Source organism: Rhodoferax sp. XS2R6, assembly GCF_056521365.1.
In genome coordinates this window covers 118678-143643 of the sequence record NZ_JBWMAY010000006.1, presented here as the reverse complement: position 1 = coordinate 143643, position 24966 = coordinate 118678, and the positions used below count along the sequence as shown (strand labels likewise).

The 24966-nt window shown below is 62.0% G+C and carries 29 protein-coding genes and 1 tRNA gene; 17 read left to right on the top strand and 13 right to left on the bottom strand.

Annotated elements, in window-relative coordinates; translation table 11 throughout:
* Positions 1-14 precede the first annotated feature (14 nt).
* From AC097A_RS17895 to AC097A_RS17880, 4 genes are read right to left on the bottom strand one after another with little or no spacing between them, the layout of a single operon-like run.
* Positions 15-656, bottom strand: a complete 642-nt coding sequence (locus tag AC097A_RS17895; RefSeq protein ID WP_479621884.1) for a sarcosine oxidase subunit gamma — start codon at positions 654-656, stop codon at positions 15-17.
* Positions 649-3651 carry a sarcosine oxidase subunit alpha family protein gene (locus AC097A_RS17890; protein ID WP_479621883.1) on the bottom strand — a complete coding sequence of 1001 codons (3003 nt, stop codon included), beginning with the start codon at positions 3649-3651 and terminating at the stop codon, positions 649-651. The genes AC097A_RS17895 and AC097A_RS17890 overlap by 8 nt, the downstream gene beginning before the upstream one ends.
* A complete protein-coding gene (locus tag AC097A_RS17885) occupies positions 3648-3956 on the bottom strand; it encodes a sarcosine oxidase subunit delta (protein WP_315496778.1) in 309 nt (102 codons plus the stop codon). Before AC097A_RS17885 ends, AC097A_RS17890 begins: the two co-directional genes overlap by 4 nt.
* Positions 3957-3970: 14 nt before the next feature.
* A complete protein-coding gene (locus tag AC097A_RS17880) occupies positions 3971-5230 on the bottom strand; it encodes a sarcosine oxidase subunit beta family protein (protein ID WP_479621882.1) in 1260 nt (419 codons plus the stop codon).
* Between the two features lie 205 nt (positions 5231-5435).
* On the opposite strand from AC097A_RS17880, the gene AC097A_RS17875 reads away from it, so the two are divergent.
* On the top strand, positions 5436-5912 hold the full coding sequence (locus AC097A_RS17875) for a hypothetical protein (protein WP_479621881.1): 477 nt from the start codon (positions 5436-5438) through the stop codon (positions 5910-5912).
* Between the two features lie 69 nt (positions 5913-5981).
* On the opposite strand, the gene lipA is transcribed toward AC097A_RS17875, so the two are convergent.
* From lipA to AC097A_RS17860, 3 genes are all read right to left on the bottom strand, one after another.
* Positions 5982-7004 (bottom strand): lipoyl synthase, encoded by a 1023-nt coding sequence (gene lipA, locus AC097A_RS17870; RefSeq protein ID WP_479621880.1) that lies wholly within the window; start codon positions 7002-7004, stop codon positions 5982-5984.
* Positions 7005-7020: 16 nt separating this feature from the next.
* Complete coding sequence (gene lipB, locus AC097A_RS17865; protein WP_479621879.1) at positions 7021-7719, bottom strand: lipoyl(octanoyl) transferase LipB; 699 nt, start codon at positions 7717-7719, stop codon at positions 7021-7023.
* Positions 7720-7812: 93 nt separating this feature from the next.
* Complete coding sequence (locus AC097A_RS17860) at positions 7813-8091, bottom strand: YbeD family protein (RefSeq protein WP_479621878.1); 279 nt, start codon at positions 8089-8091, stop codon at positions 7813-7815.
* A 159-nt stretch (positions 8092-8250) separates the two neighbouring features.
* On the opposite strand from AC097A_RS17860, the gene AC097A_RS17855 reads away from it, so the two are divergent.
* The 9 genes from AC097A_RS17855 (at position 8251) to AC097A_RS17815 (ending at position 15363) form a co-directional block, all read left to right on the top strand.
* On the top strand, positions 8251-8751 hold the full coding sequence (locus AC097A_RS17855; protein ID WP_479621877.1) for an ATP synthase subunit I: 501 nt from the start codon (positions 8251-8253) through the stop codon (positions 8749-8751).
* 13 nt (positions 8752-8764) lie between these two features.
* Positions 8765-9643 (top strand): F0F1 ATP synthase subunit A, encoded by an 879-nt coding sequence (gene atpB, locus AC097A_RS17850; RefSeq protein WP_315480581.1) that lies wholly within the window; start codon positions 8765-8767, stop codon positions 9641-9643.
* Between the two features lie 61 nt (positions 9644-9704).
* Positions 9705-9953, top strand: a complete 249-nt coding sequence (atpE, locus tag AC097A_RS17845; protein WP_058933479.1) for a F0F1 ATP synthase subunit C — start codon at positions 9705-9707, stop codon at positions 9951-9953.
* Positions 9954-9988: 35 nt separating this feature from the next.
* Positions 9989-10459: a F0F1 ATP synthase subunit B gene (locus AC097A_RS17840; RefSeq protein WP_315480582.1), complete on the top strand. Its 471-nt coding sequence runs from the start codon at positions 9989-9991 to the stop codon at positions 10457-10459.
* 9 nt (positions 10460-10468) lie between these two features.
* The gene (locus AC097A_RS17835; RefSeq protein WP_315848763.1) at positions 10469-10999 is read left to right on the top strand and encodes a F0F1 ATP synthase subunit delta; all 531 of its coding nucleotides are present in this window, start codon (positions 10469-10471) and stop codon (positions 10997-10999) included.
* Positions 11000-11049: 50 nt separating this feature from the next.
* Positions 11050-12603, top strand: a complete 1554-nt coding sequence (gene atpA / locus AC097A_RS17830; RefSeq protein ID WP_105261671.1) for a F0F1 ATP synthase subunit alpha — start codon at positions 11050-11052, stop codon at positions 12601-12603.
* Positions 12604-12630: 27 nt separating this feature from the next.
* Positions 12631-13515, top strand: a complete 885-nt coding sequence (gene atpG, locus AC097A_RS17825) for a F0F1 ATP synthase subunit gamma (protein ID WP_105261670.1) — start codon at positions 12631-12633, stop codon at positions 13513-13515.
* Positions 13516-13542: 27 nt separating this feature from the next.
* Positions 13543-14943, top strand: a complete 1401-nt coding sequence (atpD, locus tag AC097A_RS17820) for a F0F1 ATP synthase subunit beta (RefSeq protein ID WP_105261669.1) — start codon at positions 13543-13545, stop codon at positions 14941-14943.
* A gap of 3 nt (positions 14944-14946) precedes the next feature.
* Entirely contained in the window at positions 14947-15363 is a 417-nt protein-coding gene (locus tag AC097A_RS17815) for a F0F1 ATP synthase subunit epsilon (protein WP_105261668.1), read from the top strand.
* Positions 15364-15423: 60 nt separating this feature from the next.
* Here the strand turns inward: AC097A_RS17815 and AC097A_RS17810 are convergent, their stop codons facing one another.
* The 3 genes from AC097A_RS17810 to AC097A_RS17800 are packed head-to-tail and all read right to left on the bottom strand — an operon-like array spanning position 15424 to position 17459.
* Positions 15424-15939 carry a TPM domain-containing protein gene (locus AC097A_RS17810; protein WP_479621876.1) on the bottom strand — a complete coding sequence of 172 codons (516 nt, stop codon included), beginning with the start codon at positions 15937-15939 and terminating at the stop codon, positions 15424-15426.
* Positions 15939-16844 (bottom strand): TPM domain-containing protein, encoded by a 906-nt coding sequence (locus tag AC097A_RS17805; RefSeq protein ID WP_479621875.1) that lies wholly within the window; start codon positions 16842-16844, stop codon positions 15939-15941. Before AC097A_RS17805 ends, AC097A_RS17810 begins: the two co-directional genes overlap by 1 nt.
* A gap of 6 nt (positions 16845-16850) precedes the next feature.
* Entirely contained in the window at positions 16851-17459 is a 609-nt protein-coding gene (locus AC097A_RS17800; RefSeq protein WP_479621874.1) for a LemA family protein, read from the bottom strand.
* Positions 17460-17517: 58 nt separating this feature from the next.
* Here AC097A_RS17800 and AC097A_RS17795 point away from each other — a divergent pair, with 58 nt between their 5' ends.
* The 4 genes from AC097A_RS17795 to AC097A_RS17780 are packed head-to-tail and all read left to right on the top strand — an operon-like array spanning position 17518 to position 20331.
* Complete coding sequence (locus AC097A_RS17795; protein WP_479621873.1) at positions 17518-18258, top strand: Rossmann-fold NAD(P)-binding domain-containing protein; 741 nt, start codon at positions 17518-17520, stop codon at positions 18256-18258.
* Positions 18259-18277: 19 nt separating this feature from the next.
* Positions 18278-18733 carry a YybH family protein gene (locus tag AC097A_RS17790; protein WP_479621872.1) on the top strand — a complete coding sequence of 152 codons (456 nt, stop codon included), beginning with the start codon at positions 18278-18280 and terminating at the stop codon, positions 18731-18733.
* Positions 18734-18777: 44 nt separating this feature from the next.
* Entirely contained in the window at positions 18778-19770 is a 993-nt protein-coding gene (locus AC097A_RS17785) for a YheT family hydrolase (protein WP_479621916.1), read from the top strand.
* Between the two features lie 9 nt (positions 19771-19779).
* Positions 19780-20331: a DUF2946 family protein gene (locus tag AC097A_RS17780; RefSeq protein ID WP_479621871.1), complete on the top strand. Its 552-nt coding sequence runs from the start codon at positions 19780-19782 to the stop codon at positions 20329-20331.
* A 118-nt stretch (positions 20332-20449) separates the two neighbouring features.
* Here the strand turns inward: AC097A_RS17780 and AC097A_RS17775 are convergent, their stop codons facing one another.
* On the bottom strand, positions 20450-20980 hold the full coding sequence (locus AC097A_RS17775) for a c-type cytochrome (RefSeq protein ID WP_479621870.1): 531 nt from the start codon (positions 20978-20980) through the stop codon (positions 20450-20452).
* Between the two features lie 93 nt (positions 20981-21073).
* On the opposite strand from AC097A_RS17775, the gene AC097A_RS17770 reads away from it, so the two are divergent.
* Positions 21074-21149 (top strand) — tRNA-Arg (locus AC097A_RS17770).
* A 134-nt stretch (positions 21150-21283) separates the two neighbouring features.
* On the opposite strand, the gene AC097A_RS17765 is transcribed toward AC097A_RS17770, so the two are convergent.
* A complete protein-coding gene (locus AC097A_RS17765; protein ID WP_479621869.1) occupies positions 21284-21646 on the bottom strand; it encodes a DUF6232 family protein in 363 nt (120 codons plus the stop codon).
* Positions 21647-21956: 310 nt separating this feature from the next.
* On the opposite strand from AC097A_RS17765, the gene AC097A_RS17760 reads away from it, so the two are divergent.
* The gene (locus tag AC097A_RS17760) at positions 21957-22727 is read left to right on the top strand and encodes a DUF4344 domain-containing metallopeptidase (RefSeq protein ID WP_479621868.1); all 771 of its coding nucleotides are present in this window, start codon (positions 21957-21959) and stop codon (positions 22725-22727) included.
* 15 nt (positions 22728-22742) lie between these two features.
* Here the strand turns inward: AC097A_RS17760 and pobA are convergent, their stop codons facing one another.
* Positions 22743-23915: a 4-hydroxybenzoate 3-monooxygenase gene (gene pobA, locus AC097A_RS17755; RefSeq protein ID WP_479621867.1), complete on the bottom strand. Its 1173-nt coding sequence runs from the start codon at positions 23913-23915 to the stop codon at positions 22743-22745.
* 134 nt (positions 23916-24049) lie between these two features.
* On the opposite strand from pobA, the gene AC097A_RS17750 reads away from it, so the two are divergent.
* Positions 24050-24856: an IclR family transcriptional regulator domain-containing protein gene (locus AC097A_RS17750; protein WP_479621866.1), complete on the top strand. Its 807-nt coding sequence runs from the start codon at positions 24050-24052 to the stop codon at positions 24854-24856.
* Positions 24857-24966 lie beyond the last annotated feature (110 nt).

Here is a 24966-nt window from a genome sequence, read left to right as displayed (position 1 = left end):
GGTGTGTCTCGTTCTTATGCGTTGAGCAGGGGGGTGAACACCGGATCGGCCACCGCGGCCGGTGCGGCGATGCAGGGGTGGTAGGGCTTGGCCGTGCGTTCGATCAGGCGCCACAGATAGTCCGCAAAGCTGCGGCGGAACACCAGCAGTACGCCGGTGGCATCGGTACGCACCACGTTGACGGAGGTCTTGGACATCACGGTGCTGGCCAGTGTGCCGATGGCCTGGCTCTCGAAGTCGTAAGGACCAAGTTGGCGCAGCAGGGTCTGGTGCTCGGGGCCTGCCAGGCGCAGGGTGGTGAAGCCACCGCTGTTGTCCACCACCTGGGCGAACACCTCTTGCAGGGCGACCGTCAGCGCAGCCAATACCGCGTCGCGCCGACTGCGGGGGCAGACCAGCAGCCACTCGTCGGGCGAGAGCCAAAGCACCGGACCCTCGGAAGTCTGCAGCACCTGGCGCGGCTGTACCGGAACGCTGTGCCCGAGTACGGATGTGACGCCTTGCACGAAGGCTTGGTCGTCGGCCTTGCCGCGCAGCACGATGTAACCCAGGTGGGGCAGCTCGCTGAAGACCACCCGGTTCAAGGCTGAAGGCGGCACCGCTTGCGCATCGAGCCCGAAGGCGTGCAGCGGGGATTGCAGGGTGGGCTTAGACATTTTGGCGATCACCTTTCACATCCACAAACACGCTGCCCGACACCTTGACCGGTGTGACCTTGCCGTGGGCATGCACGTGCAGGGTCTGGTCCTTGCGCTCCAACCCACCGGCCACCACCGCCATGGCGATGGAGCGGCCCAGGAAGGCGCTGTAGTAGCTGGAGGTCACATGGCCCAGCATCCGGTTGTTGGCACCGGGTTGCGCTACGGCACTTTCCATGATTTGTGCGCCCTCGATAAGCACGACGTGCGGGTCTTCGGGCAGCAGGCCGACCAGTTGCTTGCGCCCGGCGCGGGCGGTGTCGCTGCGCGCCAGCGAGCGCTTGCCCAGGAAGCTGAAGGGCTTCTTCATGCCCACGGCCCAGGCCATGTCCAGGTCCAGCGGGCTCATGGAGCCATCGGTGTCCTGGCCGACGATGATGAACCCCTTCTCGGCGCGCAGCACGTGCATGGTCTCGGTGCCGTAGGGGGTGATGTCGAACTCGGCACCCGCGGCCATCACGGCCTCCCACAGGGCCTGGCCGTAGCCGGACTCGACGTTCAGCTCGTAAGACACTTCGCCGGAGAAGCTGATGCGGAACACGCGGGCGGGCAGACCACAGACGGTGCCAGCGCGCCAGTCCATGAACTTGAAGTTCTCGGGCGACAGGTCGATGTCCGGGCACAGCTTGGCCAACACGGCGCGGGCCTTGGGGCCCACCAGGGCCACGGTGGACCAGTGGTCGGTGACCGAGGTAATCCACACCTTGAGGTCTGGCCATTCGGTTTGGTGCCAGCGCTCCAGCCAGTTCAGCACGCGGGCGGCACCGCCGGTGGTGGTGGTCATGTAGAACTGGTTTTGTTCGATGCAGGCCGTCACGCCGTCGTCCATCACCATGCCGTTTTCATCCAGCATCAGGCCGTAACGGCACTTGCCCACGGCCAGCTGGCTCCAGGCGTTGGAATAGATGCGGTTCAGAAATTCGCGTGCATCCGGCCCGTCGATCTGGATCTTGCCCAGGGTGGAGGCATCCATCACCGCTACGCCGTTACGGGCGGCCAGGCATTCGCGGTTGACCGCCGCATGCATGTCTTCGCCGGGCTTGGGGAAGTACCAGGGGCGCAGCCATTGGCCCACGGGCTCCAGGGCCGCCTGGCGCGCCACGTGTGATGCATGGATGGCGGTGTAACGGCTGGGGTCAAAACACTCTTCGCGCATGGTGCCGGCCAGGGCGCCCAGGCTTACGGGGGTGTAGGCGGGGCGGTAGGTGGTGGTGCCGACCTCGGACACAGGACGCTTGAGCGCGCGGGCCGTGATGACAAAACCGTTCACGTTGGAGAGCTTGCCCTGGTCGGTGCCAAAGCCCAGCGCGGTGTAGCGTTTGACGTGTTCAATGGAGTGGTAGTTCTCGCGCACTGCTAGCTCGATGTCGGCCGCGCTAACGTCGTTCTGGTAGTCCACAAAGGCCTTGGCGCCAGCACCCTCTGCTTTGCCATCGGGCAGGCGGAACATGGGGCGGGCTGCCATGCGCACGGGGCTGGGGCAGGCGGGTACGGTCAAGGTGGCGGGCTTGCCCAGTGTGGCCAGCACACTTTGCATGGCCTGGGTGGTTTGGGCCAAGGCCTCGGTCAGTTCGAAGGTACCGGTGACAGCGCCCACGCAGGCCACACCCTTGCGGCCAGTGCGTGGCACCACAAAGGCGGCGACGGATTCGTCCCACACGGGTCGGCCTCCGTCGTGGCAGAACAAATGCACCGTGGGCGACAGACCGCCGGAGCTGAGCACCGCATCGCAGGCCAGCGTGGTGCCGGGGCCGGCGGCTTCGTCGCGCTCGGCATGCAGGGGCACCAGGCGCACGCGGGTTACTTCGCCGCGGCCCAGGGCTTCGGCAATGCCGTAGCCGGCCATCACGGTGTAGCGCGGGCTGCGGGCCTTGGCGCCATGGCGCACATCGGCCACCGTGACCTTGGCACCGGCGCTGGCCAGCAGTTCCGCCGCGTCATGCACCAGGTCGCTGGTGCCGCACAGCACGATGGACTTGCCCACCAGCACGCCGTAGCGTTGCAGGAAGGTTTGGCCGGCGGACACCGTCATCACACCGGGCAGGTCGTTGTTGCCGAACACCAGAGGCCGTTCGATGGCGCCCGTGGCCAGCACCACATGGTGGGCGCGGATCTTGTGCAGCCGGTGGCGGGGCATGTCGGCATTGCGTTGCGTGGGGGCCAGGTGGTCTTGCACCAGCTCCACGGCTTGCACCAGGTTTTGTTCGTACATACCAAATGCGGTGGTGCGGGTCAGCACCGTCACATGCGGCATGTCCTGCAACGCGGCCTGCACCGCGCGGATATAGGCTTCGCTGTTGCGCCCGTCAATCTGTGCGGTGGTGTCAGACAGCAGCCAGCCGCCCAGTTCATTTTGCTCATCCAGCAGTAGGGTTCTGAGTCCGGCTTGGCCGGCTTGCAAGGCGGCGAGCAGGCCGCAGGCACCGCCGCCCACCACCAGCACATCGGCATGGTGGTGCAGGTGGTCGTAGCGCTCGGGGTCGGCCTCGGTAGGCGCGCTGCCAAAGCCTGCGAACTTGCGGATCACAGTTTCATACAGCGGCCAGAGCTTGCGCGGCCACTTGAAGGTCTTGCTGTAAAAGCCGGCGGGCATGAAGCGCGAGCCCTGGCCCAGCACCGACTTCAGGTCGAAATCCAGCGACGGCCAGCCGGAGGTGGGGTTGGCCACCAGCCCGTCGTACAGCTCGGCCTGGGTGGCCTTGATGTTGGGCACGGTGAGTGCGCCGGTGCCCAGTTGCACCAGGGCGTTAGGTTCTTCTGCGCCGGCGCCGATGATGCCGCGGGGGCGGCCGTACTTGAAGCTGCGCGCCATGCGGCGCACGCCGTTGGCGAGCAGGGCGGAGGCGAGTGTGTCGCCGGGGTGGCCGGTGTAGTCGCGGCCGTTGAAACTGAAGCGGAGGGTCTGCGCGGTGTCGATGCGCGTGCCAGCCAGGGAGACGCGGGTGCCGCTCATGCCTTCACCTCGCGTTCCAGGTCGGTCAGGTACAGGGGCTTGGCCTCGGCCAGGGTCCAGGTGCCGGCGATTTCGTAGGTCGCGGTGTTGCGCTTCACGGCCAACACCTTGCGGCATGCCGCCGTGTGTTGCCACTGCTCCCAGAACCAGCCTTTGGTATTTTTGCGGAAGAACACGTAGTCGCCCCAGGTGGCGTCGTCCACCGCTTCGGGCTGGGCGGGGCGGGGGATATAGGCTTCACCGGCGTAGCTGAACTCTTCTTCGTCCCGCAATTCGCCGCAGTGGGGGCAATGCATTAGAAACATGGTGGTCCTGAGGATTAGTGGGCAACGCCGGCAGCGCCGTGTTCGTCAATGAGGTGGCCGGTGTGGAAGCGGTCCACCGAGAAGGCTCTGGAGAGCGCATTGGCCTCGCCCTGGGCCAGCATGTCGGCGAACACATGGCCGGAGCCGGGCGTGGCCTTGAAGCCACCGGTGCCCCAGCCGCAGTTGAAAAACAGGCCTTGCACGGCGGTCTTGGAAATGATGGGGCAGGCGTCGGGCGTCACGTCCACAATGCCGCCCCATTGGCGGTTCATACGCACGCGGGAGAACTGCGGGAACATTTCAATGATGGCCGCCGCCGTGTGCTCGATGACATGGGGGCTGCCGCGCTGGCCGTAGCCCAGGTAGCTGTCGATGCCGGCGCCGATGACCAGCTCGCCCTTGTCGGACTGGCTCAGGTAGCCGTGCACGGCGTTGGACATGATGACGGTGTCGATCACGCGCTGCATGGATTCGGACACAAAGGCTTGCAGCGGGTGGCTCTCCAGCGGCATGCGCAGCCCGGCCATCTTGGCCAGCACCGAGGAGTGGCCGGCGGCTACACAGCCCACGCGGCCCGCTTTCACATACCCCAGGTTGGTTTGCAAGCCGCGAATCTGGCCGGCCTCGATGTCCATGCCGCTGACTTCGCAGCCCTCGATCAGGTCCACACCCAAGCGGCTGGCGGCGCGGGCAAAACCGCGGGCCACGGCATCGTGGTGGGCCACACCGGCACGGGGTTGCCAGCTGGCGCCCAGCACGGGGTAGCGGCGGCTGGCGCTGCAATCGAGCTGGGGGATTTTTTCTTGCACTTCTTTGGCGTTGAGCACATGGGCGTCAATGCCCTGCAGCGCGTTGGCGTTCACGCGGCGTTCGATGTCGCGCATGTCCTGCAGGGTGTGGCCCAGGTTGAACACGCCGCGCTGGCTAAACATGACGTTGAAGTTCAGGTCTTCGGTCAGGCTTTCCCACAGCTTGAGGGAATGTTCGTAAATCGCTGCGGCGTCATCCCACAGGTAGTTGGAGCGCACGATGGTGGTGTTGCGGGCGGTGTTGCCGCCGCCCAGGTAGCCTTTTTCCAGCACGGCGATCTTGCCAATGCCGGGATGGTTCTTGGCGAGGTAATAGGCCGTGGCCAGGCCGTGCCCGCCGCCGCCCACGATGACCACGTCATACGACGGCTTCAAGGCCACCCGTTCCCAAGCGGGTTCCCAGGTGGTGTGGTTTTTGAAACCGTGCTTGAGCAGGCTCCAGAGGGAGTAGTGTTGGCCGCGCATGAAGTTTGTGGTGGTCCAGGGAAACTGTCTTGGCGCTATTGTTTTGCTTCAGGTCAATAAAACCTTGCGCCTGAAAGACGGGCATTTGTCCAAATCCGACATCGCACTTTTGTCGTGCGCGTGTCCAAAATGGCGCATTGCGGCGGTGCACCATCGTGGGCGTGCTGCGCAGAGCGCAAGTCCGTATCACTGCATACTCCACGCCATGAACTTGAACGAATCCGACATGAAAACCCAGGAGCCACGCCTGTGGATCAGCGACGGCTGGACGGCCCGCGTGGTGAAAAACGAAGACGATGATGGCTGGGCGGTGGCCATGACGGCAGATGGCGCCTCGGAGCCGGCACTGGTGGGGCCCTGGACCATGGGGCGCGACAAAAAGAACCCCAAGCCGCTAGACCAGAGTGCTTTTCTGACGCTGGTGAAAACCGCCCGGGAGTTTGTGCGTCGCAGCGAGCAGCAGCTGCATGCCAGCCTGCATCAAAGTATCGAGGTTGGGGCTGCCTTAGGGCGAGTCACGGTGTTTCTGGACATTGAACCGGACGAAGACAATCCGAGCGCGATGCTCAGCGCCCGGGATGCGGGGGATGACTTGCTGGCGCAGGTGCGGGTTTCGCCAGGGTTCAAGCTAAACCGAGCCAGCGCGCTCGCCTGGGTCGAGGGCGGCTACGCCAAGCCTTGACGCAAAAATAGCTGCTAGCTCACATCAGATGTGCGCTGGCAGCTATTTAATTGATAGCAATTTGCGTGTTCAGGCCGCTGGGGTATTCATTGCGTGGCCGGCTTGCACATCAGCGTGGTAGCTGGAGCGGACCATGGCGCCCACTGCGGCGTGTTTGAAGCCCATCTTGTAGGCCTCTTCCTCGAACATCTTGAAGGTGTCGGGGTGCACATAACGACGCACCGGCAGGTGGCTGGTGCTGGGTGCGAGGTACTGGCCGATGGTCAGCATCTCGATGTTGTGGGCGCGCATGTCGCGCATGGTGTCCAGAATCTCTTCGTCGGTTTCGCCCAGGCCGACCATCAGGCCACTCTTGGTCGGCACGTCGGGGAACAGGGCCTTGAACTTCTTCAGCAGGTTCAGACTGAACTGGTAGTCCGATCCCGGGCGCGCTTCTTTGTAGAGGCGGGGGATGGTTTCCAGGTTGTGGTTCATCACGTCGGGGGGGGCGGCCTTCAGGATTTCCAGCGCACGGTCGTCGCGGCCCCGGAAGTCGGGCACCAGCACCTCGATCTGCGTCTTGGGCGACAACTCACGGGTCTTGCGGATGCATTCCACAAAGTGGCCAGCGCCGCCGTCGCGCAGGTCGTCGCGGTCCACGCTGGTGATCACCACGTAGTTGAGCTTGAGCTGGGCAATGGTCTTGGCCAGGTTGTCGGGCTCGTTCACGTCCAGCGGGTCCGGGCGGCCGTGGCCCACGTCGCAGAAGGGGCAGCGGCGCGTGCACTTGTCGCCCATGATCATGAAGGTGGCTGTGCCTTTGCCAAAGCATTCACCGATATTGGGGCAGCTGGCTTCTTCACACACGGTCACCAGTTTGTTGGCGCGCAGCACATCCTTGATTTCGTAGAAGCGAGTGCTGGGGCTGCCGGCCTTGACGCGGATCCAGTCCGGCTTCTTCAGCACTTCACCCTGCACCACTTTGACCGGAATGCGCGATAGCTTGGCCGCAGCCTTCTGCTTGTCGGTAGCTTTGTAGGCATCCAGCGACTGCACGTCGCGCACGGTTGCGTTGGTGGGGGGCTGGATGGTGGTGTCTTCGCTATGGCTCATGGGGCGGGGGGCGCGGTCAGGGCGCCAGGTAGGTTGCGAGCTTGTGGCCCAACACGTCGGCGGCATCAGCCCAGCCAACAGAGACCCCGATTGTAGAAAGATCCACAGTTTGCAGCCGGGCGTAGCCGCAAGGGTTGATACGCGAGAAGGGTTCCAGGTCCATGGCCACATTGAGCGCCACGCCGTGGTAGGTGCAGTTGCGGCTGACCTTGATGCCCAGGGCGGCAATCTTGCCCAGCCCGGTGAAGTCCGGATCGGCGTGACTGGCAGCCCCCTGCTGGGGGCGCTGCGCCAGCGGGGCGTGGCCCGTGGGGTCGTCCAGCCGCACATAAATGCCGGGTGCGCCCGCCACGCGGTGGCCGGTCACGCCGAAGTGGAACAGCGTCTTGATGACGGCTTCCTCGATGCGGTAGACATATTCCTTGACGAAATAACCCGCACGTTTGAGGTCGATCAGCGGGTAGCCCACCACCTGGCCGGGGCCGTGGTAGGTGACCTGGCCGCCCCGGTTGGTGGCCACCACGGGAATGTCTGCGGGGTTAAAAATGTGTTCCGGCTTGCCCGCCAGGCCCTGAGTGAAGACTGGCGGATGCGCACAAATCCATAGCTGGTCGCGCACAGTGGACGAGGGCCCGACAGCTCTTTCGTTGGTAAATGCCTGCATCGCCGCGTAGGTGGGCAGGTAGTCCACGCGGCCGAGCTGCTTAAGTTCCATGGCTGGGTGTGAGTGCAATTTTTCGCAGGGCCGCCCCAAGAAAAATTAGCCCCCTTGGGGGGCAGCGACCCGCGCAGCGGCGGAGCGTGGGGGTCATAACACCACTTTGACCATGGGGTGGGTGGACAGCGTGCGGTACAGCTCGTCGAGCTGTTCGCGGCTGGTGGCGGTGATGGTGATGGTCACGCCCAGGTAGTTGCCACCTTTGCTTTCACGCAGTTCGATGGTGGAGGCGTCAAACGCCGGGTCGAACTGTTTGGCAATGACCGAGATCGCGTGCACCAGCCCTTCCACCTTGTGACCCATGACCTTGATGGGGAACTGCGAGGGGTATTCGATCAGCGATTCAGCCGGCGGGGTGGGGGTGGTCATACGGTTGTCTTCTGGAGAGGGAATGCTGCTTCCAATTATCGCTGTGGGGTGGTTAGGGCGTGCACCCAAAGCGGGAAGTGCTAGGCAGTGCCGGGTTTCTACGTATAATCGTGGGCTGTGCATTGAACACCGGCAGTAACCTGAGCGTAATTTTCATTCATGACAATCGCGCCTCAGCCTTATTCGCCCACTGACGCAGAGAACCCAGATGGGGTCTTTGATGCAGAGTTCAAGCCCATGACGGCAGAAGAAGCCCGGCAGTGGCGCAGCGCCCATCCCGCAATTTCCCCCTGGTGGGTCATTGTGTGGCAATTGGTCGCTGGCGTGGTGCTGGCCTTGGTTGCCGGTGTATGGGCTGGCAAAGTGGCAGGCATTTCTGCAGCCTACGGCGCCCTGGCGGTGGTTTTCCCCGCGGCACTGATGGTGCGGGGGCTGCAGCGTCAGCGTGCAGTGGCTCAGCCTGGAGCAGCCATGCTGGGGTTTGTGATTTGGGAGTCGGTGAAAGTTGCCTTGACCGTTGCCATGTTGTTGGCGGCACCCAAGGTGGTCTCTCCGCTCAACTGGTTGGCCTTGGTGGCCGGCTTTGTGGTGACGATGAAGGTGTATTGGGTGGCCGCGTGGTTGCACTCGCGGCGCCGAAGTCTCAACGGTTCGAATTGATATTTGGTGACCTATGTCTGTAGAAAACACTGGAACACATGCCCCCTCCGCTGGTGAATACATCCAGCACCACTTGCAACACCTGCAGAAGGATTTTTCCTTTCAGAGCGTGAAGCAAACCAGTATTGTTGATTTCAGCCTGTTTAATTTTGACTCGGTGCTGTTCTCGGTGATTTTGGGTGTGATTGGTTGTTTTGTGCTGTGGAGCGCTGCGCGCAAAGCCACCTCCGGCGTACCCGGTCGCTTCCAAGCCGCCGTGGAAATTTTGTCCGAGATGGTGGAGAACCAAGCCAAGGGTGTGATCCACAACGCCAAGAGCCGCAAGCTGATTTCCCCCTTGGCGCTGACCGTGTTTGTCTGGATTTTCCTGATGAACGCCATGGACATGCTGCCAGTGGATCTGATTCCCCAGATCTGGCACACCGCCGGCCCTGCCATGGGTTTCAAAGACTACATGCGTGTAGTGCCGACTGCTGACCTTTCCACCACCTTGGGCCTGTCTTGCTCGGTGCTGTTGATCTGTGTGTTCTACAACATCAAGATCAAAGGTTTGGGCGGCTGGGCGCATGAACTGATTGCTGCACCGTTTGGTGACCACTGGGCCCTGTACCCTGTGAACTTCCTGATGCAGATGATTGAATACCTTGCCAAGACCGTGTCCCACGGCATGCGGTTGTTTGGCAATATGTTTGCAGGTGAGTTGGTGTTTATGTTGATCGCCCTGATGGGCGGCGGCTGGGCACTGTCCGCAACAGGTGTTGGCTTGGCTGTTGGCCATGTCATTGCCGGAACCGTGTGGACCCTGTTCCACATTCTGGTGATCACTTTGCAAGCCTTCATCTTTATGATGTTGACGCTGATCTACACCGGTCAAGCGCACGACGCACATTGATGTAACTGTTTCGTTTCTTTGTTTTCGTTTTTCTTTTTCCACTAACTTTTAGGAGCTTCTCATGGAAAACATTCTCGGCCTCGTGGCATTGGCTTGCGGCATCATCGTTGGTCTGGGCGCTATCGGCGCTTCCATCGGCATCGCGCTGATGGGTGGCAAGTTCCTCGAATCTTCTGCACGTCAACCCGAGCTGATGAACGAACTGCAAACCAAGATGTTCATCTTGGCCGGTCTGATTGACGCTGCGTTCCTGATCGGTGTTGCTATCGCTCTGCTGTTCGCATTCGCCAACCCCTTCGTTCTGCGCTAAAAAACGGCCCTTCACGTTAGAGAAGGAATCAAACCGTGAACATCAACGCAACCCTGTTCCTGCAGGCTATCGTTTTTGCGATCCTGGTGTGGTTCACGATGAAATTCGTGTGGCCCCCGATCACGAAAGCGCTGGACGAGCGGGCACAGAAGATCGCCGACGGCCTTGCCGCCGCCGACAAGGCCAAGGCCGAACTGGCGTCTGCCAACAAGCGCGTGGAAGCCGAACTGGCATCCTCCAAGAATGAAACCGCAGGTCGCCTGGCTGATGCCGAGCGTCGTGGACAGGCCATTGTGGAAGAAGCCAAGGCCCGCGCCACCGAAGAAGGCAACCGCATCATTGCGGCTGCCAAGGCAGAAGCCGAGCAGCAGTCCGTGAAGGCCCGTGAAGCATTGCGCGAACAGGTCGCCGCCCTCGCCGTTAAAGGCGCTGAGCAGATCCTGCGCAAGGAAGTCAATGCCGGTGTGCATGCCGACTTGCTGTCTCGTCTGAAGACTGAGCTGTAAGGGAAGACCATGGCTGAACTTGCCACCATTGCCAGGCCTTACGCCGAAGCCCTGTTCCAGGCCGCCAAAGCGGACTTGAACGGTGCAGCCGGGTGGCTGGACGAGCTGGCTGCAATTGCCCAAGACGGCCAATTGCAGCAGTTCGCCAGCAACCCCCAAATCACCCAAGCCCAGGTCTACGACTTGGTCACTGGCGTGATCAAGGCTGCGCTGTCGGAGCAAGGCAAGAACTTTCTGCGCACCGTGATCGACAACGGCCGCCTGGAAGCCCTGCCTGAAATTGCAGCCCAGTTCCGCGCACTGAAAAATGCGCAAAGCGGACTCTCTGATGCTGTGGTGTACAGCGCCTTTCCGATCGATGCGCAGGCATTGTCGGATGTGGCTGCTTCGCTCGAAAAGCGTTTTGGCCGCAAGCTCAATGTGTCCGTTGCGCTCGACGCCGATCTGATCGGCGGTATTCGCGTGGTGGTGGGTGACGAAGTGCTTGACACCTCCGTCAAGGCCCGTCTGGAACAAATGAAAGTGGCTCTCACTGCTTGAGGCGCAAGCCCCTTGTTGTGAAGCCCAACTAAAGAAAGAAGGAAAGAGTCATGCAACTCAATCCCGCAGAAATTTCTGAATTGATCAAGAGCCGTATCGACGGCCTGTCCGCCAGCACTGACATCCGTAACCAAGGCACCGTGGTGTCGGTGACGGACGGTATCTGCCGCATCCACGGTCTGTCTGACGTGATGCAAGGCGAAATGCTGGAATTCCCCGCTGGCTCCGACGGCCTGCCCACCTACGGTCTGGCACTGAACCTTGAGCGTGACTCGGTCGGTTCCGTGATCTTGGGTGAGTACGAGCACATCTCTGAAGGCGACACGGTCAAGTGCACCGGCCGCATTCTGGAAGTGCCCGTGGGCCCCGAGCTCAAAGGCCGTGTGGTCAACGCCCTGGGTCAGCCCATCGACGGCAAAGGCCCCATCAACGCCAAAATGACCGACGTGATTGAAAAGGTGGCACCTGGTGTGATCGCCCGTAAATCCGTGGATCAGCCCATGCAGACCGGCCTGAAGTCCATCGACTCCATGGTTCCCGTCGGCCGCGGCCAGCGCGAATTGATCATTGGCGACCGCCAGACCGGCAAGACTGCCGTGGCCATCGACGCCATCATCAACCAGAAGGGTCAGAACATGACCTGCGTTTACGTTGCGATCGGCCAAAAGGCTTCTTCGATCAAAAACGTGGTGCGCGCGCTGGAACAAGCTGGCGCCATGGAATACACCATCGTGGTGGCTGCCTCCGCTTCTGAATCTGCTGCCATGCAGTACGTGTCTGCGTACTCCGGTTGCACCATGGGTGAGTACTTCCGCGACCGCGGCGAAGACGCCCTGATCGTGTATGACGACCTGTCCAAGCAAGCCGTGGCCTACCGCCAAGTGTCCCTGCTGCTGCGCCGTCCACCCGGTCGCGAAGCCTACCCCGGCGACGTGTTTTATCTCCACAGCCGTTTGCTGGAACGCGCAGCACGCGTGAACGCCGAGTACGTGGAAGCTTTCACCAAGGGCGCCGTGAAGGGCAAGACCGGTTCTTTGACCGCTCTGCCTATCATCGAAACCCAAGCCGGTGACGTGTCCGCTTTCGTGCCTACCAACGTGATCTCGATCACCGACGGTCAGATCTTCCTGGAAACCTCGTTGTTCAACGCTGGCGTTCGCCCCGCGATCAACGCCGGTATCTCGGTGTCCCGCGTGGGTTCTGCTGCGCAGACCAAAGTGGTCAAGGGCCAGTCCGGCGGTATCCGTAACGACTTGGCCCAATACCGTGAACTGGCTGCGTTCGCGCAGTTCGCTTCCGACCTGGACGAAGCCACCCGCAAGCAGCTGGACCGCGGTGCCCGAGTGACCGAACTGCTCAAGCAAAAGCAATACAGCCCCCAGTCCATCAGCATCATGAGCGCTTCGCTGTTCGCAGTGAACAAGGGCTTCATGGACGACGTGGAAGTCAAGAAGATCCTGGCTTTCGAGCACGGCCTTCATGCCTACCTCAAGGACAAGCACGCAGCCCTGTTGGCCAAGGTGGAAGACACCAAGGCGCTCGACAAGGATGCCGAGGCTGAATTGACTGCTGCTGTGGCCGCGTTCAAGAAAACCTTTGCTTGATTTCCACCTGATCACAAGGAGCCATTGATGGCAGCAGGTAAGGAACTACGCACCAAGATCAAATCGGTGGAAAACACCAAGAAGATCACCAAGGCCATGGAAATGATCTCGGTCTCCAAGATGCGCAAGGCGCAGGAGCGTATGCGCGCTGCCCGGCCTTACAGCACGAAGATCCGGGACATTGCGACGAATCTGGGACAGGCCAACCCCGAGTACGTGCACAGCTTCATGAAGACCAACGACGCGAAAGCGGTGGGTCTGATTGTGGTGACCACGGACAAGGGCCTGTGTGGCGGTCTCAATACCAACCTGCTGCGCCAGGTCACCGGCAAACTGCGTGATACGCAGGCGGCCGGCAAGACCGCCAAGGCGGTTGCCATCGGCAGCAAGGGTCTGGGCTTCTTGAACCGTGTGGGTGCGCAAGTCGTGTCCCACGTGACTCACTTGGGCGACCGTCCTCACCTGGATAAGCTCATTGGGCCTGTCAAGGTGTTGATCGACGCGTATGTGGCGGGTGAGATCAGTGCGGTGCATGTCTGCTACAACAAGTTTGTCAGCACCATGAAGCAGGACCCGGTGGTTGAGCAGTTGCTGCCACTGTCTGCTGACCAAATGGCAGCCGACAGCAAGGCCGATGGCGGCAGCCACGCTTGGGATTACATCTACGAGCCGGACGCGCAAACCGTCATCGACGAGTTGCTCGTGCGTTACGTAGAGGCTCTGGTGTTCCAGGCTTTGGCCGAAAACATGGCGTCTGAACACGCTGCACGCATGGTGGCCATGAAGGCCGCCACAGACAATGCCGGTAACGTCATTGCCGAGCTCAAGCTCGTTTACAACAAGACCCGTCAGGCTGCAATTACCAAAGAGCTGTCTGAAATCGTGTCCGGTGCAGCTGCCATCAGCGGCTAAGCGAATTCAAAATTATTGGAGCGAAAAATGCAAGCCCAAGGAAAAATTGTTCAATGTATCGGCGCTGTGGTGGACGTGGAATTTCCACGTGACCGCATGCCCCGTGTGTACGACGCGCTCAAGATGGAAGGCTCTCCGCTGACTCTCGAAGTGCAGCAGCAGCTAGGCGACGGCGTGGTGCGTACCATTGCGCTGGGTTCGTCTGACGGCCTGCGTCGCGGTCTGGTGGTGTACAACACTGGCGCACAAATCACTGTGCCCGTGGGCAAAGCCACACTAGGCCGCATCATGGACGTGTTGGGTGCGCCCATCGACGAACGTGGTCCCGTGAGCCAAGAGCACACTGCGTCTATTCACCGCAAGGCCCCGTCCTACGACGAACTGAGCCCTTCGCAAGAGCTGCTGGAAACCGGCATCAAGGTGATTGACTTGGTCTGCCCGTTCGCCAAGGGCGGCAAGGTGGGTCTGTTCGGTGGTGCCGGTGTGGGCAAGACCGTGAACATGATGGAACTGATCAACAACATCGCCAAGGCGCACAGCGGTTTGTCCGTGTTCGCTGGTGTGGGTGAGCGTACCCGTGAAGGTAACGACTTCTACCACGAGATGGCCGATTCCGGCGTGGTGAACCTCGAAGACCTGCCCGAGTCTAAAGTGGCGATGGTGTACGGTCAGATGAACGAACCCCCAGGCAACCGTCTGCGCGTGGCTCTGACCGGTCTGACCATTGCGGAATCCTTCCGGGACGAAGGCAAAGACGTGTTGTTCTTCGTGGACAACATCTACCGCTACACATTGGCCGGTACCGAAGTGTCGGCGCTGTTGGGCCGTATGCCTTCCGCCGTGGGCTACCAGCCCACACTGGCCGAAGAAATGGGCCGTCTGCAAGAGCGTATTACGTCCACCAAGGTGGGCTCGATCACTTCCATCCAGGCCGTGTACGTGCCAGCGGATGACTTGACCGATCCTTCGCCTGCCACGACCTTCGCTCACTTGGATTCCACCGTGGTGTTGTCCCGTGACATCGCTTCGCTGGGTATCTACCCTGCGGTGGATCCTCTGGACTCCACCAGCCGCCAGCTGGATCCGCTGGTGGTGGGCGACGACCACTACAACACCGCCCGTGCGGTGCAAGGCACACTGCAGCGCTACCGCGAACTGCGCGACATCATCGCCATCATGGGTATGGATGACTTGGCCCCTGAAGACAAACTGGCTGTGGCACGTGCCCGCAAGATCCAGCGTTTCCTGAGCCAGCCTTTCCACGTGGCTGAAGTGTTCACCGGCTCTCCCGGCAAGTACGTTCCTTTGTCTGAAACCATCCGTGGCTTCAAGATGATTGTGGGCGGCGAATGCGATCACCTGCCAGAACAAGCGTTCTACATGGTCGGCACCATCGACGAAGCCTTCGAAAAAGCCAAGAAGGTCTAAACAATGAACACCATCCACGTTGATGTGGTCAGTGCAGAAGAGTCCATCTTCTCCGGTGAAGCCGTCTTCGTGGCGCTTCCCGGTGAGGCTGGCGAGCTGGGCATCAAGCCCCGCCACACGCCCCTGATCACGCGTATCAAGCCTGGCTCGGTGCGCATTGAAAAGGCCGATGGCAGCGAAGAGTTTGTGTTCGTGGCCGGTGGCATTCTCGAAGTGCAGCCCCACTGCGTGACCGTGTTGTCTGACACGGCCATCCGCGGCAAGGACCTGGACGAAGAGAAAGCCAACGCAGCCAAGGCCGCGGCCGAAGAGGCGTTGAAAAACGCCAAGAACGAGATCGACATTGCGAAGATCCAGTCTGAGATCGCCATGATGGCGGCCGAGATCACGGCAGCACGCAAGTTCCTGCGCAAGAAGTAAAGCGCCCTGCGCTTGCTTTCACACAACCGCCTTCGGGCGGTTTTGTCGTTTCTGGTCGGCTTACGACAGGACGGGGGCGTCCGGCAGTTCGTTGGGGTTGTGCTGCCCGGGTTGGAGCGCAAAATGTTGCGTCAGCACGGCGCACACCGCGTCTATGGATTGGGCCAGGCCCTCTTCGTACTGGCCCGCACGCAGCGCCGTGGCCAGCTGCTGCACCACACCTTGCCATTGGTCCGTGGGTACCACACGGTCCACGCCGCGGTCGGCCACCAGCTCGATGGCGCGCTCGGCCAGGCACAGGTAAATCAACACGCCGTTGTTGTCTTCGGTGTCCCATACGCGCAGGCGGCCAAACTGGGCCAGCGCGCGCTGGCGCAAGAGGGTGGGGGTGTTGTCGGGGCGCAGCAGGTAGCTGTTGGGCAAGCCGGCCTCCACGCAGATGCGGATTTCTCCGCTGTGCTGTGCTTCGCTGGCGACAACACGGGCTTGCAGGCGCTGCAGTGCATCGGCGGGCAACACGCGGCCGGCGTCTTCCATCCAACGGTGTTTAAAAAGGCGCTGCAAACGAGACAACATCACCAGCCTCCCGAGGCACCACCGCCTCCAAAATTGCCGCCACCGCCCGAACTGAACCCCCCGCCGCCGGAGCCCGAACTCCAACCACCACCGGAGCTTGTGCCACCCCAGGCCGTGTTATGTCGGTTGGAGCCGTATTTGTTGAGGCTGCTTAACAAGGTAAAAATCAGGGCGACCACGGCCGCCAGGCCCGCCAAAAGCATGCTGCTGGTGACAAACAACACCAAGCCTCCTGCGATGCCGCCAGTGACCAGCGAGCCCAGTTTGGTGCCCAGCACGCGGCGCACCATGCTGCCACCCACCGCCACGGCAAAAAACAAAAACACCGCCAAGTCCATCCATTGGAAGCCAGCTTGAGAGCCGCTTAGTGGCGTCTGCGGTGCGGGCAAGGCTTCGCCGCGAATCAGCCCCATGATCTGCTCCAGCCCGGCGTCAATGCCCCCGGCAAAGTCGCCTTCTTTCAGGCGGGGCGCAATGGCCTGGTCAATCACGCGTTTGGCCATCAGGTCGGGGATGGCACCTTCCAGCGTCTTGGCCACTTCGATGCGCAGCTTGCGGTCGTTTTTGGCCACCAGCAGGATCAGGCCGTCGCCAATGTCCTTGCGGCCAATCTTCCAACTGTTGCCCAGGCGGTTGGCGTAGCTGGTTATGTCTTCGGGGGCCGTGGTCGGCACCATCACCACCACCACTTGGGCGCCGGTGGCCACTTCAAAGGCGACGAGTTTGCTGTCCAGCGCCTGCTGCTGCGCGGCGCTCAGCGTGGCCGTGGTGTCGATGACATGGCTGCTTAGTGCGGGGATGGGTTGAAGGTCTTGCGCGTGCAACACAGGCGCGCAGACCATCAAGGCAAAGAACCCAACCAGCCACAGCACCCAGCCCTGGCACCGATGAAGCAACAAGCGCATGCGGGCTTACTTCTTGTTGAAGTCCACCACCGGCGGTGTGCTGATGGCCGCTTCGTTCTGCACCGCAAACGCGGGTTTGGGCGCGTAGCTGAACACCATGGCCGTCAGGTTGCTGGGGAAGCTGCGCGCCAGCACGTTGTACTCCTGCACCGCCTGGATGTAGCGGTTGCGCGCCACGGTGATGCGGTTTTCGGTGCCTTCGAGCTGCACCCGCAGGTCGCTAAAGCCCTGGTTGGCTTTCAGGTTGGGGTATTGCTCGCTGACCACCATCAGGCGACTCAGCGCACTGCCCAGCTCGCCTTGCGCGGCCTGGAATTTGGAGAAGGCCTCCGGGTTGTTCAACGTCTCCGGCGTCACCTGGATCGACGTAGCCTTGGCCCGGGCCTCAATCACCTTGGTCAGGGTCTCTTGCTCAAACGCGGCCTCGCCTTTCACGGTGGCCACGATGTTGGGCACCAGGTCGGCGCGGCGCTGGTACTGGTTCAGCACCTCGCTCCACGCAGCCTTGGTTTGCTCGTCCAGGCGCTGGAAGTCGTTGTAGCCACAACCGCTCAACAGCGCGGCTGCCAAACCCGCCACCAACCACGCCCAGGGCCGAAAAGAAGACAAACGCATGGGAACCTCCTGCTAATGCAACAGCCCGTACTATAGAGCGCCACCCCATCGCCCCACCATGACCCTACTCAACGCCCTGCAAGCCGCCCAGCGCGGCCCCGCGCCCCCAACACCTCTGCCCGTAGCGTTGATAGCAGGAGCCGCAGGCACGCTGGGGGCTGAGGTGCTGCGGCGCCTAGCCGGCGGCCACCACTACCGTCAACTGCGGGTGCTGGCGCAAGAGGACATGACCCCTGCGCTGGACCGGGTCGCAATGGCCCGTGTGCCCTCGGACGACCCCAGCAACTGGCCGCTGCAACCTGCCACGGTGGGCGTCATCGTGTTTGACGCACCCCGCCTCTACAACGACCGCGAACGTGCGTTGTGGACGCCCCAACCCGCACAGTTGCCCGCGCTGGCCGCCTGGATGTTGCGCTGTGGTGTGCACACCCTGGCCGTGGTGGTGCCGCATGAACAGGGTCGCCTGCCGCAGGCCCTGAAAGCAGGCCTGGCCAACCTGGACGAACACGCCGTGGCCAGCATGGGGTTTGCGCGTCTGCTGCTGGTGCGGCCCGCTGCCGCGCCCCAGGTGTCCCCACATGCCAACGTGCTGGAGTGGCTGGCCCACCGCATGTTGTCCATCTTTGCCTACATGGTGCCCAGCAACGAGATGCCGCCACGCGCGGCAGACCTGGCCGCGCTGGTGGATGAGGCCTTGCGCGCCATGCCGCCCGGTGTGCACATCGCACCCCCCGAACTGGCCCGCCGCACCAGTGAGGCCACGGTGCAAGAGACCGTGCGCGCCTGGCTGGCCCCCTGAGTTGGGAGAGAATTGCGCCATGCCCAGACACAAAGCCACACTGCATGCCGCCCTGGGCGGCACCCCCGACGAAGTCGAAGCTGCGTTTTACGAAGCGCTGCAGACCGGCGACATCGAAAAGCTCATGGCCTGCTGGGCCGACGAAGACGAGATCGCCTGCATCCACCCTGGCGGCCCGCGCGTGGTGGGCATGGGGGCCATCCGCGCCGCGTTTGATGCGTTGTTTGCACACGGCGGTGCGGTGCATGTGCAGGCCGAGCAGATCCGCCGCGTCGACTCGCTAGCCAGCGCGGTGCACCATGTGCTGGAGCGGGTGGAGGTGATGACGCCCGAAGGCCCGGCCAACGCCCATGTGTTGGCCACCAACGTGTACCACAAGACCCCGCAAGGCTGGCGCCTGGTGGTGCACCATGCCAGTCCCGGCACGGCCGACGATGTGGCCCACACCCAGCAGACGCCCCAGGTGCTGCATTGAAGCCAAAAGTGCCACTAGCCCCCGTGGAGTCTGCGCAAGCAGCTATGAATTATGTAGCGCCCCGCTGGCTGCCCGGTGGCAACCTGCAGACCATCTGGCCGGCGTTGTACTCGCGCCGGGTGTTTGGCCCGCACCCGCAGTACCGGCGCGAACGCTGGGCCACACCGGATGCCGACTTTGTGGACGTAGATTGGCTGGAGAACCCCGCCACGCTTGCCGCTACGCCTTCTGCCTCTGAGCGCCCGCTATTGGTCTTGTTCCACGGCCTGGAAGGCAGCTCGCGCAGCCACTATGCCGAAGCCTTTGCCGACTTCGCCCACACCCGCGGCATGGCCTATGCCGTGCCCCATTTCCGTGGCTGCAGCGGTGAGCTGAACCACGCACCGCGCGCCTACCACTCGGGCGACTTTGCCGAGATCGGCTGGATACTGCAGCAGTTCCGCGCGAAGCACCGTGGCCCCATCATTGCGGTTGGGGTGTCGCTGGGGGGCAATGCCCTGCTGCGCTGGGCACAAGAGATGGGTGACAGTGCAGACCAGGTGGTGCGGGGGGTGGCGGCCGTGTGTTCGCCTATCGACCTGGCAGCCGGCGGCTACGCCATTGGCCGTGGCTTCAATCGGCTGGTCTACACGCGCATGTTCCTCAACACCATGGTGCCCAAGGCCTTGCGCAAGCTGCAGCAGCACCCGGGCCTGTTCGACGGCGCGGCGCTCAAGGCCGCGCGTGACCTGTACGAGTTCGACAACATCTTCACCGCGCCGCTGCACGGCTTCAAAAGCACCGAAGACTATTGGGCCCGCGCGTCGGCCAAACCGCACCTGGCCGCCATCCGCGTGCCGGCGCTGGTGGTCAACGCACGCAACGACCCCTTTGTGCCCGCCTGGTGCTTGCCCTCGCAGGGCGAGGTGGGCGCCCACGTGACCCTGTGGCAGCCCGCGCACGGCGGCCACGTGGGTTTTCCGCACGGGCCGGTGCCGGGCCATGTGCGCACCATGCCCGATGCCGTGGGCGGCTGGTTGGCCCGCCATCTGGCCTGAGTAACGCGCATGGATGACATCGTCAAACAAGCCATGGCCAAGTGGCCCAACGTGCCGGACTGTTATGGCTGGCTCGGGTTGGACACGCGGGGCCAATGGTTCATGCGCGACGATGCAGCCCAGGCGCAGGGCGCGTTTGCCAGTGGCCGCCCCGGTGCCAAGGGCAGCCGCCTGCAGCACGAAAAACTGATCGACTTCATCCAGCGCAACTACGCGGCCGATGCCAGCGGGCGCTGGTTTTTTCAGAATGGCCCGCAGCGTGTGTTTGTGGAGCTGGAGGCCACGCCCTGGGTCTGGCGCGTGGCCGACGATGGTGCGGTGGCGGCCCATACGGGCGCGACGGTGCAGGTGCAAGAGGCGCTGCTGGACGAAGACGGTTGGCTCTACCTGGTCACCGAGCTGGGTGTGGGCCTGGTCCATACGCAGGACACCGGGCGTGCGGCGCAGGTGCTGGAGCAGGGGCTGTGGCCGCTGCACGCGGTGCGCCGGGCAGACCTGCCCCAGCGTTTTGGGTACGCCCTGAGCCCGCAGACGCAAACCCAGCCGCTATCTAATCAATAGCTGTTCGCGCAATATCCATGGGGGCTAGAGGCACATTTGGCTTCTAAATGCCCATAAAAAAACCGACGGTGATGTCGGTTTTTTTATGGGGCAGACGCTGTGTCTGCCGTGGGGGGGCTTATTTGGCCGCTTCGGGCGCAGCCGCCTTTTGGGGTTCGGCAAACTTGCCGCCGCTGCCGTTGACCATGTAGACCACAGCGCGGGCAATTTCAAAGTCGTCCAGATCGCCGCCGCCTTGGGCACCCATGGCACCCTTGCCCTTGAGGGCGGAGTTCAGCAAGGCATCAAAACCGGTCTTGATACGGGCACCCCAGGCACCTGCATCACCAAACTTGGGGGCGCCAGCCAAACCTGCGCTGTGGCAGGCCGCGCACTGGGCGGTGAAGACCTGCTCGCCGGTTTTCATTTCGCGGTTGGCATCGCGGATTTCGACCATGCCGACTTTCTGCAGGCGTTCGGCGGTGGATTTCTCCATGTTCACGGTGCCCGCAGCCGGTTTGTTGTCCGACGTCACGTAGTACACCAGACCAATGATCACGAAGATGGGGATCACAAACGAGAAAAAAGCCGCCAGCAGCAATTGCTTGGGAGTCTTGATGGGACCAGTGTGGGCCTCATCGTGCGCAGTGGCGTGGCTGTTGTCGCTCATGGGTATCCTCAAAAATGTCGGGGGCTTCGAAACAGCTCGGGATTATAACGGGCACCCTCTGTGAAAACACCTACAATGCCCACTCTTCTGAACGCGGCTGTAGCTCAGTGGATAGAGTATTGGCCTCCGAAGCCAAGGGTCGTGGGTTCGATCCCCGCCAGCCGCACCATCCCATCAAGAAGCCCCGTAACCACGCGGGTTCCGCGCCAATAGGGCCTCTCCAGAGATTGCACTGTCCCATACCGGGCTCTCCGTTTTGCTCTGTCACAACCCTTGATGTGACTTTGTACGGGTGGCACCTGTTTACCCGCGGTGAACGATGGCGTCATTCAGGGCGCTGACAACCTTGGTGATGTACTCCAGCTGGTAGGTCTTGAGAGCGCTGGTTTCGCCACCTGACGTAGTGAGCATGACGTGGTAAGTGGTCTTCTGCATAAACAGGCAGATGCCAGCGATGACCGCGATGGCCAGCCCCATAAGAGCGCTACTGCCGACCGCGATGAGCAACCCCACTAGCAGGACAAGAATCAGGCCGAACCTGCTTGGCTTCTGCGTGTGGGCTTTCACAGACGTGACGTTACTCATGGCAAAGGTCTGTGCCCCCGTAATGAAGCGGGCGTTAGTTACCTTCACATCCTCGTATTCAAAGAAGGTTCTTTCTTCCATCGTGTACTCCCTGTTGACCTGTCGGTTGATGCTGCGCACCTAACTGTGTGCTTCACAATTCTGCCCGACGAGAAGGGACGCATGCCAGCACTGTCCCACTTTTGCCCCACAAAGCTGTTCCACAATAAAAACAGCAATCTCCCGAGATCCTTATTTCATGCGGATTTGCAGAGGGTGGGGTCTTGAAAGTGGCCCCCCCCACCAGCCGCACCATCGTTCTTCGGGATCCCGGTATTCATGCGGGTCCCCGCGCCAATGGGGCCTCTTCAGAGATTGCACCGTCCCAGGCAGCCCAGCGATACTGCTCGACATGAGCACACTCATCCGCTTTATCTTTCTACTGGCTTTTTCTGGCTCAGCTGCTGCACAGAGTTTTTCCGCCACCTATCAGCCAACGAATCAGATTCGTGATCCTGAGTTGCGCCAGCTACAAATTGATTGGCGAAGTAACCGTTTGCTTGAAGGGTTGTCAGAGCAGCTTTCACGTCAGTTCACGCTGAGTCAACCCTTAAAAATAGGCTTGGGCGAGTGCGGGACGGTTAATGCCTTCTATCGACCAGACGGCAAGGTGATTGTCCTTTGCCTTGAGCTGATCCCTGATCTTGTAAATCGAATGCTGCGAGAGCAAGGCGGCCGGCTAGAACGTCAAGCTATCAACAATATTCTTGCTGGCGCGTTGGTTTTCATCATTTTTCATGAACTGGGGCATGCCTTCATCGACATTGAGAGCCTGCCGGTTCTCGGTCGCCAAGAAGATGCTGCGGACATGATCTCGACCTACTTGATCCTTCAAGAGCCTGCCCTTGCCGATAGTGCAGTAGCTGGCGGACTGTTTTTCTTCGGTAAGCAGCGCTCGCTAATTCCCGGATTTTTTAGTCAACGGCACATGTCGGATGAACACGGACTTGATCCCCAGCGTGCCGTCAATCTGGCTTGTGCAGCTTATGGAAAAGACTCAAAGCGCTATGTCTGGGCGATGCACACTGCGAGGGTTACGGACGAGCGCGCGAGGCGCTGCTCGGGAGAGTATCAACAACTTGAACGCTCCGTGCGTGAGCTTTTGCGAAACGTTATCCGCTAGGCAGTCACACCCCCCTCAGAGTGGCAAGCCCACATAGTTTTCGGCCAACACGGTCGATGCCGCCTGCGATTGCACCAGGTAGGCCAGTTCAGCTTCCTGCAGCTTTTGCCCAATCGCACCCTCGTCGGGAAAACGGTGCATCAGGCTGGTGAACCACCACGAAAAACGTTCCCCTTTCCAGATGCGCTGCAGGCAGCGTTGTGAGTAGTGGTCCACCCCGGCGCTGGAGCGCTCCAGGTAGTACTCGATGAAGGCCATGGACAGGTACTTCACGTCGGTGGCGGCCAGGTTCAGGCCCTTGGCACCCGTGGGCGGCACGATGTGCGCCGCATCGCCCGCCAGGAACATGCGGCCAAAACGCATGGGTTCGGTCACAAAGCTGCGCAGCGGGGCAATACTTTTTTCCAGTGACGGGCCGGTCACCAGCGTCTCGCGCGCCTCGGGGTCCAGGCGCAGGCGCAGCTCTTGCCAGAAGGCCTCGTCGGACCAGGCCTCGGCCTTCTCGGTCAGCGGCACCTGCAGGTAATAACGGCTGCGTGTGGCGCTGCGCTGCGAACACAGGGCGAAACCGCGGCGGCTGTTGGCGTAAATCAGTTCGTGGTGCACCGGTGGCGTGTCGGCCAACAGGCCCAGCCAGCCAAAGGGATAGACCTTCTCGTACTCGGTGATGGCGCCGGCGGGCACGCTGGCACGGCACACGCCGTGGAAACCATCGCAACCGGCGATGAAGTCGCAGTCCAGTCGCTGCTGCTGGCCGTCTTTCTCAAACAGCACATAGGGTTGCGTGCCGTCAAAGTCGTGCACCGTGACCTTGCTCGCCTCGTAGATGGTTGGCAGGCCTGCCGCTGCGCGTGCCGCCATGAGGTCGCGCGTGACCTCGGTCTGGCCATACACCATGACCTGTTTGCCGCCGGTGAGGGCCTGCAAGTTAATGCGGTGGCGCGTCTCCTGGAACAACATGTCAAAACCGGTGTGCACCAGCCCTTCGGCATGCATACGTGCGCCCACACCGGCTTCGTCAAGCAGGTCGGTGGTGACTTGTTCCAGCACACCGGCGCGGATGCGCGAGAGCACGTAGTCGCCGCTTTGGCGCTCCAGGATGACGGCGTCGATGCCGGCCTTGTGCAAGAGCTGGCCCAGCAGCAATCCTGAGGGGCCGGCACCGATGATGGCTACTTGTGTACGCATAAGAAACTTCGCAGTGGAGGGAATGGACTTAGCTTAGGTCTGCCCCCTGATTTGCGCCAACCGCACATGCGCCATTTGCGCGGTGATTGGAGTGCTTGCGCGATAATCGCGCAACATCATCAAAAGAACCCGCCATGACCGCAAGCGACCCGCACCCCGGCATTGCCAAGGCCGACCTGATTGCCGGCATGGCCAAGGGCATGGCGGTGCTGGAGAGTTTTGACACCGAACGCCAGCGCCTCAACGCCACGCTGGCGGCCCAGCGCGCCGGCATCACCCGTGCCGCTGCACGCCGCCACCTGCTCACGCTGGCCTACCTGGGGTATCTGGAGACCGATGGCAGTTATTACTGGCTGTCCAGCAAGGTGTTGCGTTTTTCGGGCAGCTACCTGGCCTCGGCACGCATGCCGCGGGTGCTGCAGCCCACACTGAACCGGCTGGCAGCGCAGACCCAGGAGTCGTTTTCGGCCGTGGTGCTGGACGGGCACGAGGTGGTCATCGTGGCGCGCAGCGGCAACGACTGGCGCAGTTCGCCCTCGGGCAAGGCCCAGGTGCTGGCCTATGGTCTGCACCTGGGCGCACGCCTGCCCGCACACGCCACTTCCACCGGGCGCCTGCTGCTGGCGGCCCTGCCCAAGCCGCAACTTGGCGCCTGGATCAAGGCGCAGCCCCTGCGGCGTCTGACCGCCCACACCGTGACCGACACCAAGGCCCTGCGCCAGAGCATTGACGCGGCGCGGCGGCAAGACTTCTACCTCGCCAGCGAAGAACACGAACTGGGTGTTCTGGCTCTGGCGGTGCCGCTGCGCAATGCACAGGGCAATACGGTGGCCGCCCTCAATGTGGTGGCCGCACCGCACCGTTGGACGTCACAGGCTCTGCAGACCGAGTTGCTACCGGTGCTGCTGGACGCGGCGCGGGAGCTGCGCCCGCTGTTGTAGGGCACCGTGTTTTTTAAGCGCGCGGAGGCGCAGGCGACCTAAAATGCACCGCACACCCGCACGCAGCGGACGGATCCGGGTCGCGCCCGCCCGGTTTGCTGCAGGGCCCG

What these genes read in the sequence shown, in the direction of transcription:
- AC097A_RS17895 (WP_479621884.1), bottom strand. Translation starts at nt 656, where the DNA reads ATGTCTAAGCCCACCCTGCAATCCCCGCTGCACGCCTTCGGGCTCGAT.
- AC097A_RS17890 (WP_479621883.1), bottom strand. Translation starts at nt 3,651, where the DNA reads ATGAGCGGCACCCGCGTCTCCCTGGCTGGCACGCGCATCGACACCGCG.
- AC097A_RS17885 (WP_315496778.1), bottom strand. Translation starts at nt 3,956, where the DNA reads ATGTTTCTAATGCATTGCCCCCACTGCGGCGAATTGCGGGACGAAGAA.
- AC097A_RS17880 (WP_479621882.1), bottom strand. Translation starts at nt 5,230, where the DNA reads ATGCGCGGCCAACACTACTCCCTCTGGAGCCTGCTCAAGCACGGTTTC.
- AC097A_RS17875 (WP_479621881.1), top strand. Translation starts at nt 5,436, where the DNA reads ATGAACTTGAACGAATCCGACATGAAAACCCAGGAGCCACGCCTGTGG.
- lipA (WP_479621880.1), bottom strand. Translation starts at nt 7,004, where the DNA reads ATGAGCCATAGCGAAGACACCACCATCCAGCCCCCCACCAACGCAACC.
- lipB (WP_479621879.1), bottom strand. Translation starts at nt 7,719, where the DNA reads ATGGAACTTAAGCAGCTCGGCCGCGTGGACTACCTGCCCACCTACGCG.
- AC097A_RS17860 (WP_479621878.1), bottom strand. Translation starts at nt 8,091, where the DNA reads ATGACCACCCCCACCCCGCCGGCTGAATCGCTGATCGAATACCCCTCG.
- AC097A_RS17855 (WP_479621877.1), top strand. Translation starts at nt 8,251, where the DNA reads ATGACAATCGCGCCTCAGCCTTATTCGCCCACTGACGCAGAGAACCCA.
- atpB (WP_315480581.1), top strand. Translation starts at nt 8,765, where the DNA reads ATGTCTGTAGAAAACACTGGAACACATGCCCCCTCCGCTGGTGAATAC.
- atpE (WP_058933479.1), top strand. Translation starts at nt 9,705, where the DNA reads ATGGAAAACATTCTCGGCCTCGTGGCATTGGCTTGCGGCATCATCGTT.
- AC097A_RS17835 (WP_315848763.1), top strand. Translation starts at nt 10,469, where the DNA reads ATGGCTGAACTTGCCACCATTGCCAGGCCTTACGCCGAAGCCCTGTTC.
- atpA (WP_105261671.1), top strand. Translation starts at nt 11,050, where the DNA reads ATGCAACTCAATCCCGCAGAAATTTCTGAATTGATCAAGAGCCGTATC.
- atpG (WP_105261670.1), top strand. Translation starts at nt 12,631, where the DNA reads ATGGCAGCAGGTAAGGAACTACGCACCAAGATCAAATCGGTGGAAAAC.
- atpD (WP_105261669.1), top strand. Translation starts at nt 13,543, where the DNA reads ATGCAAGCCCAAGGAAAAATTGTTCAATGTATCGGCGCTGTGGTGGAC.
- AC097A_RS17815 (WP_105261668.1), top strand. Translation starts at nt 14,947, where the DNA reads ATGAACACCATCCACGTTGATGTGGTCAGTGCAGAAGAGTCCATCTTC.
- AC097A_RS17810 (WP_479621876.1), bottom strand. Translation starts at nt 15,939, where the DNA reads ATGTTGTCTCGTTTGCAGCGCCTTTTTAAACACCGTTGGATGGAAGAC.
- AC097A_RS17805 (WP_479621875.1), bottom strand. Translation starts at nt 16,844, where the DNA reads ATGCGCTTGTTGCTTCATCGGTGCCAGGGCTGGGTGCTGTGGCTGGTT.
- AC097A_RS17800 (WP_479621874.1), bottom strand. Translation starts at nt 17,459, where the DNA reads ATGCGTTTGTCTTCTTTTCGGCCCTGGGCGTGGTTGGTGGCGGGTTTG.
- AC097A_RS17795 (WP_479621873.1), top strand. Translation starts at nt 17,518, where the DNA reads ATGACCCTACTCAACGCCCTGCAAGCCGCCCAGCGCGGCCCCGCGCCC.
- AC097A_RS17790 (WP_479621872.1), top strand. Translation starts at nt 18,278, where the DNA reads ATGCCCAGACACAAAGCCACACTGCATGCCGCCCTGGGCGGCACCCCC.
- AC097A_RS17785 (WP_479621916.1), top strand. Translation starts at nt 18,778, where the DNA reads ATGAATTATGTAGCGCCCCGCTGGCTGCCCGGTGGCAACCTGCAGACC.
- AC097A_RS17780 (WP_479621871.1), top strand. Translation starts at nt 19,780, where the DNA reads ATGGATGACATCGTCAAACAAGCCATGGCCAAGTGGCCCAACGTGCCG.
- AC097A_RS17775 (WP_479621870.1), bottom strand. Translation starts at nt 20,980, where the DNA reads ATGAGCGACAACAGCCACGCCACTGCGCACGATGAGGCCCACACTGGT.
- AC097A_RS17765 (WP_479621869.1), bottom strand. Translation starts at nt 21,646, where the DNA reads ATGGAAGAAAGAACCTTCTTTGAATACGAGGATGTGAAGGTAACTAAC.
- AC097A_RS17760 (WP_479621868.1), top strand. Translation starts at nt 21,957, where the DNA reads ATGAGCACACTCATCCGCTTTATCTTTCTACTGGCTTTTTCTGGCTCA.
- pobA (WP_479621867.1), bottom strand. Translation starts at nt 23,915, where the DNA reads ATGCGTACACAAGTAGCCATCATCGGTGCCGGCCCCTCAGGATTGCTG.
- AC097A_RS17750 (WP_479621866.1), top strand. Translation starts at nt 24,050, where the DNA reads ATGACCGCAAGCGACCCGCACCCCGGCATTGCCAAGGCCGACCTGATT.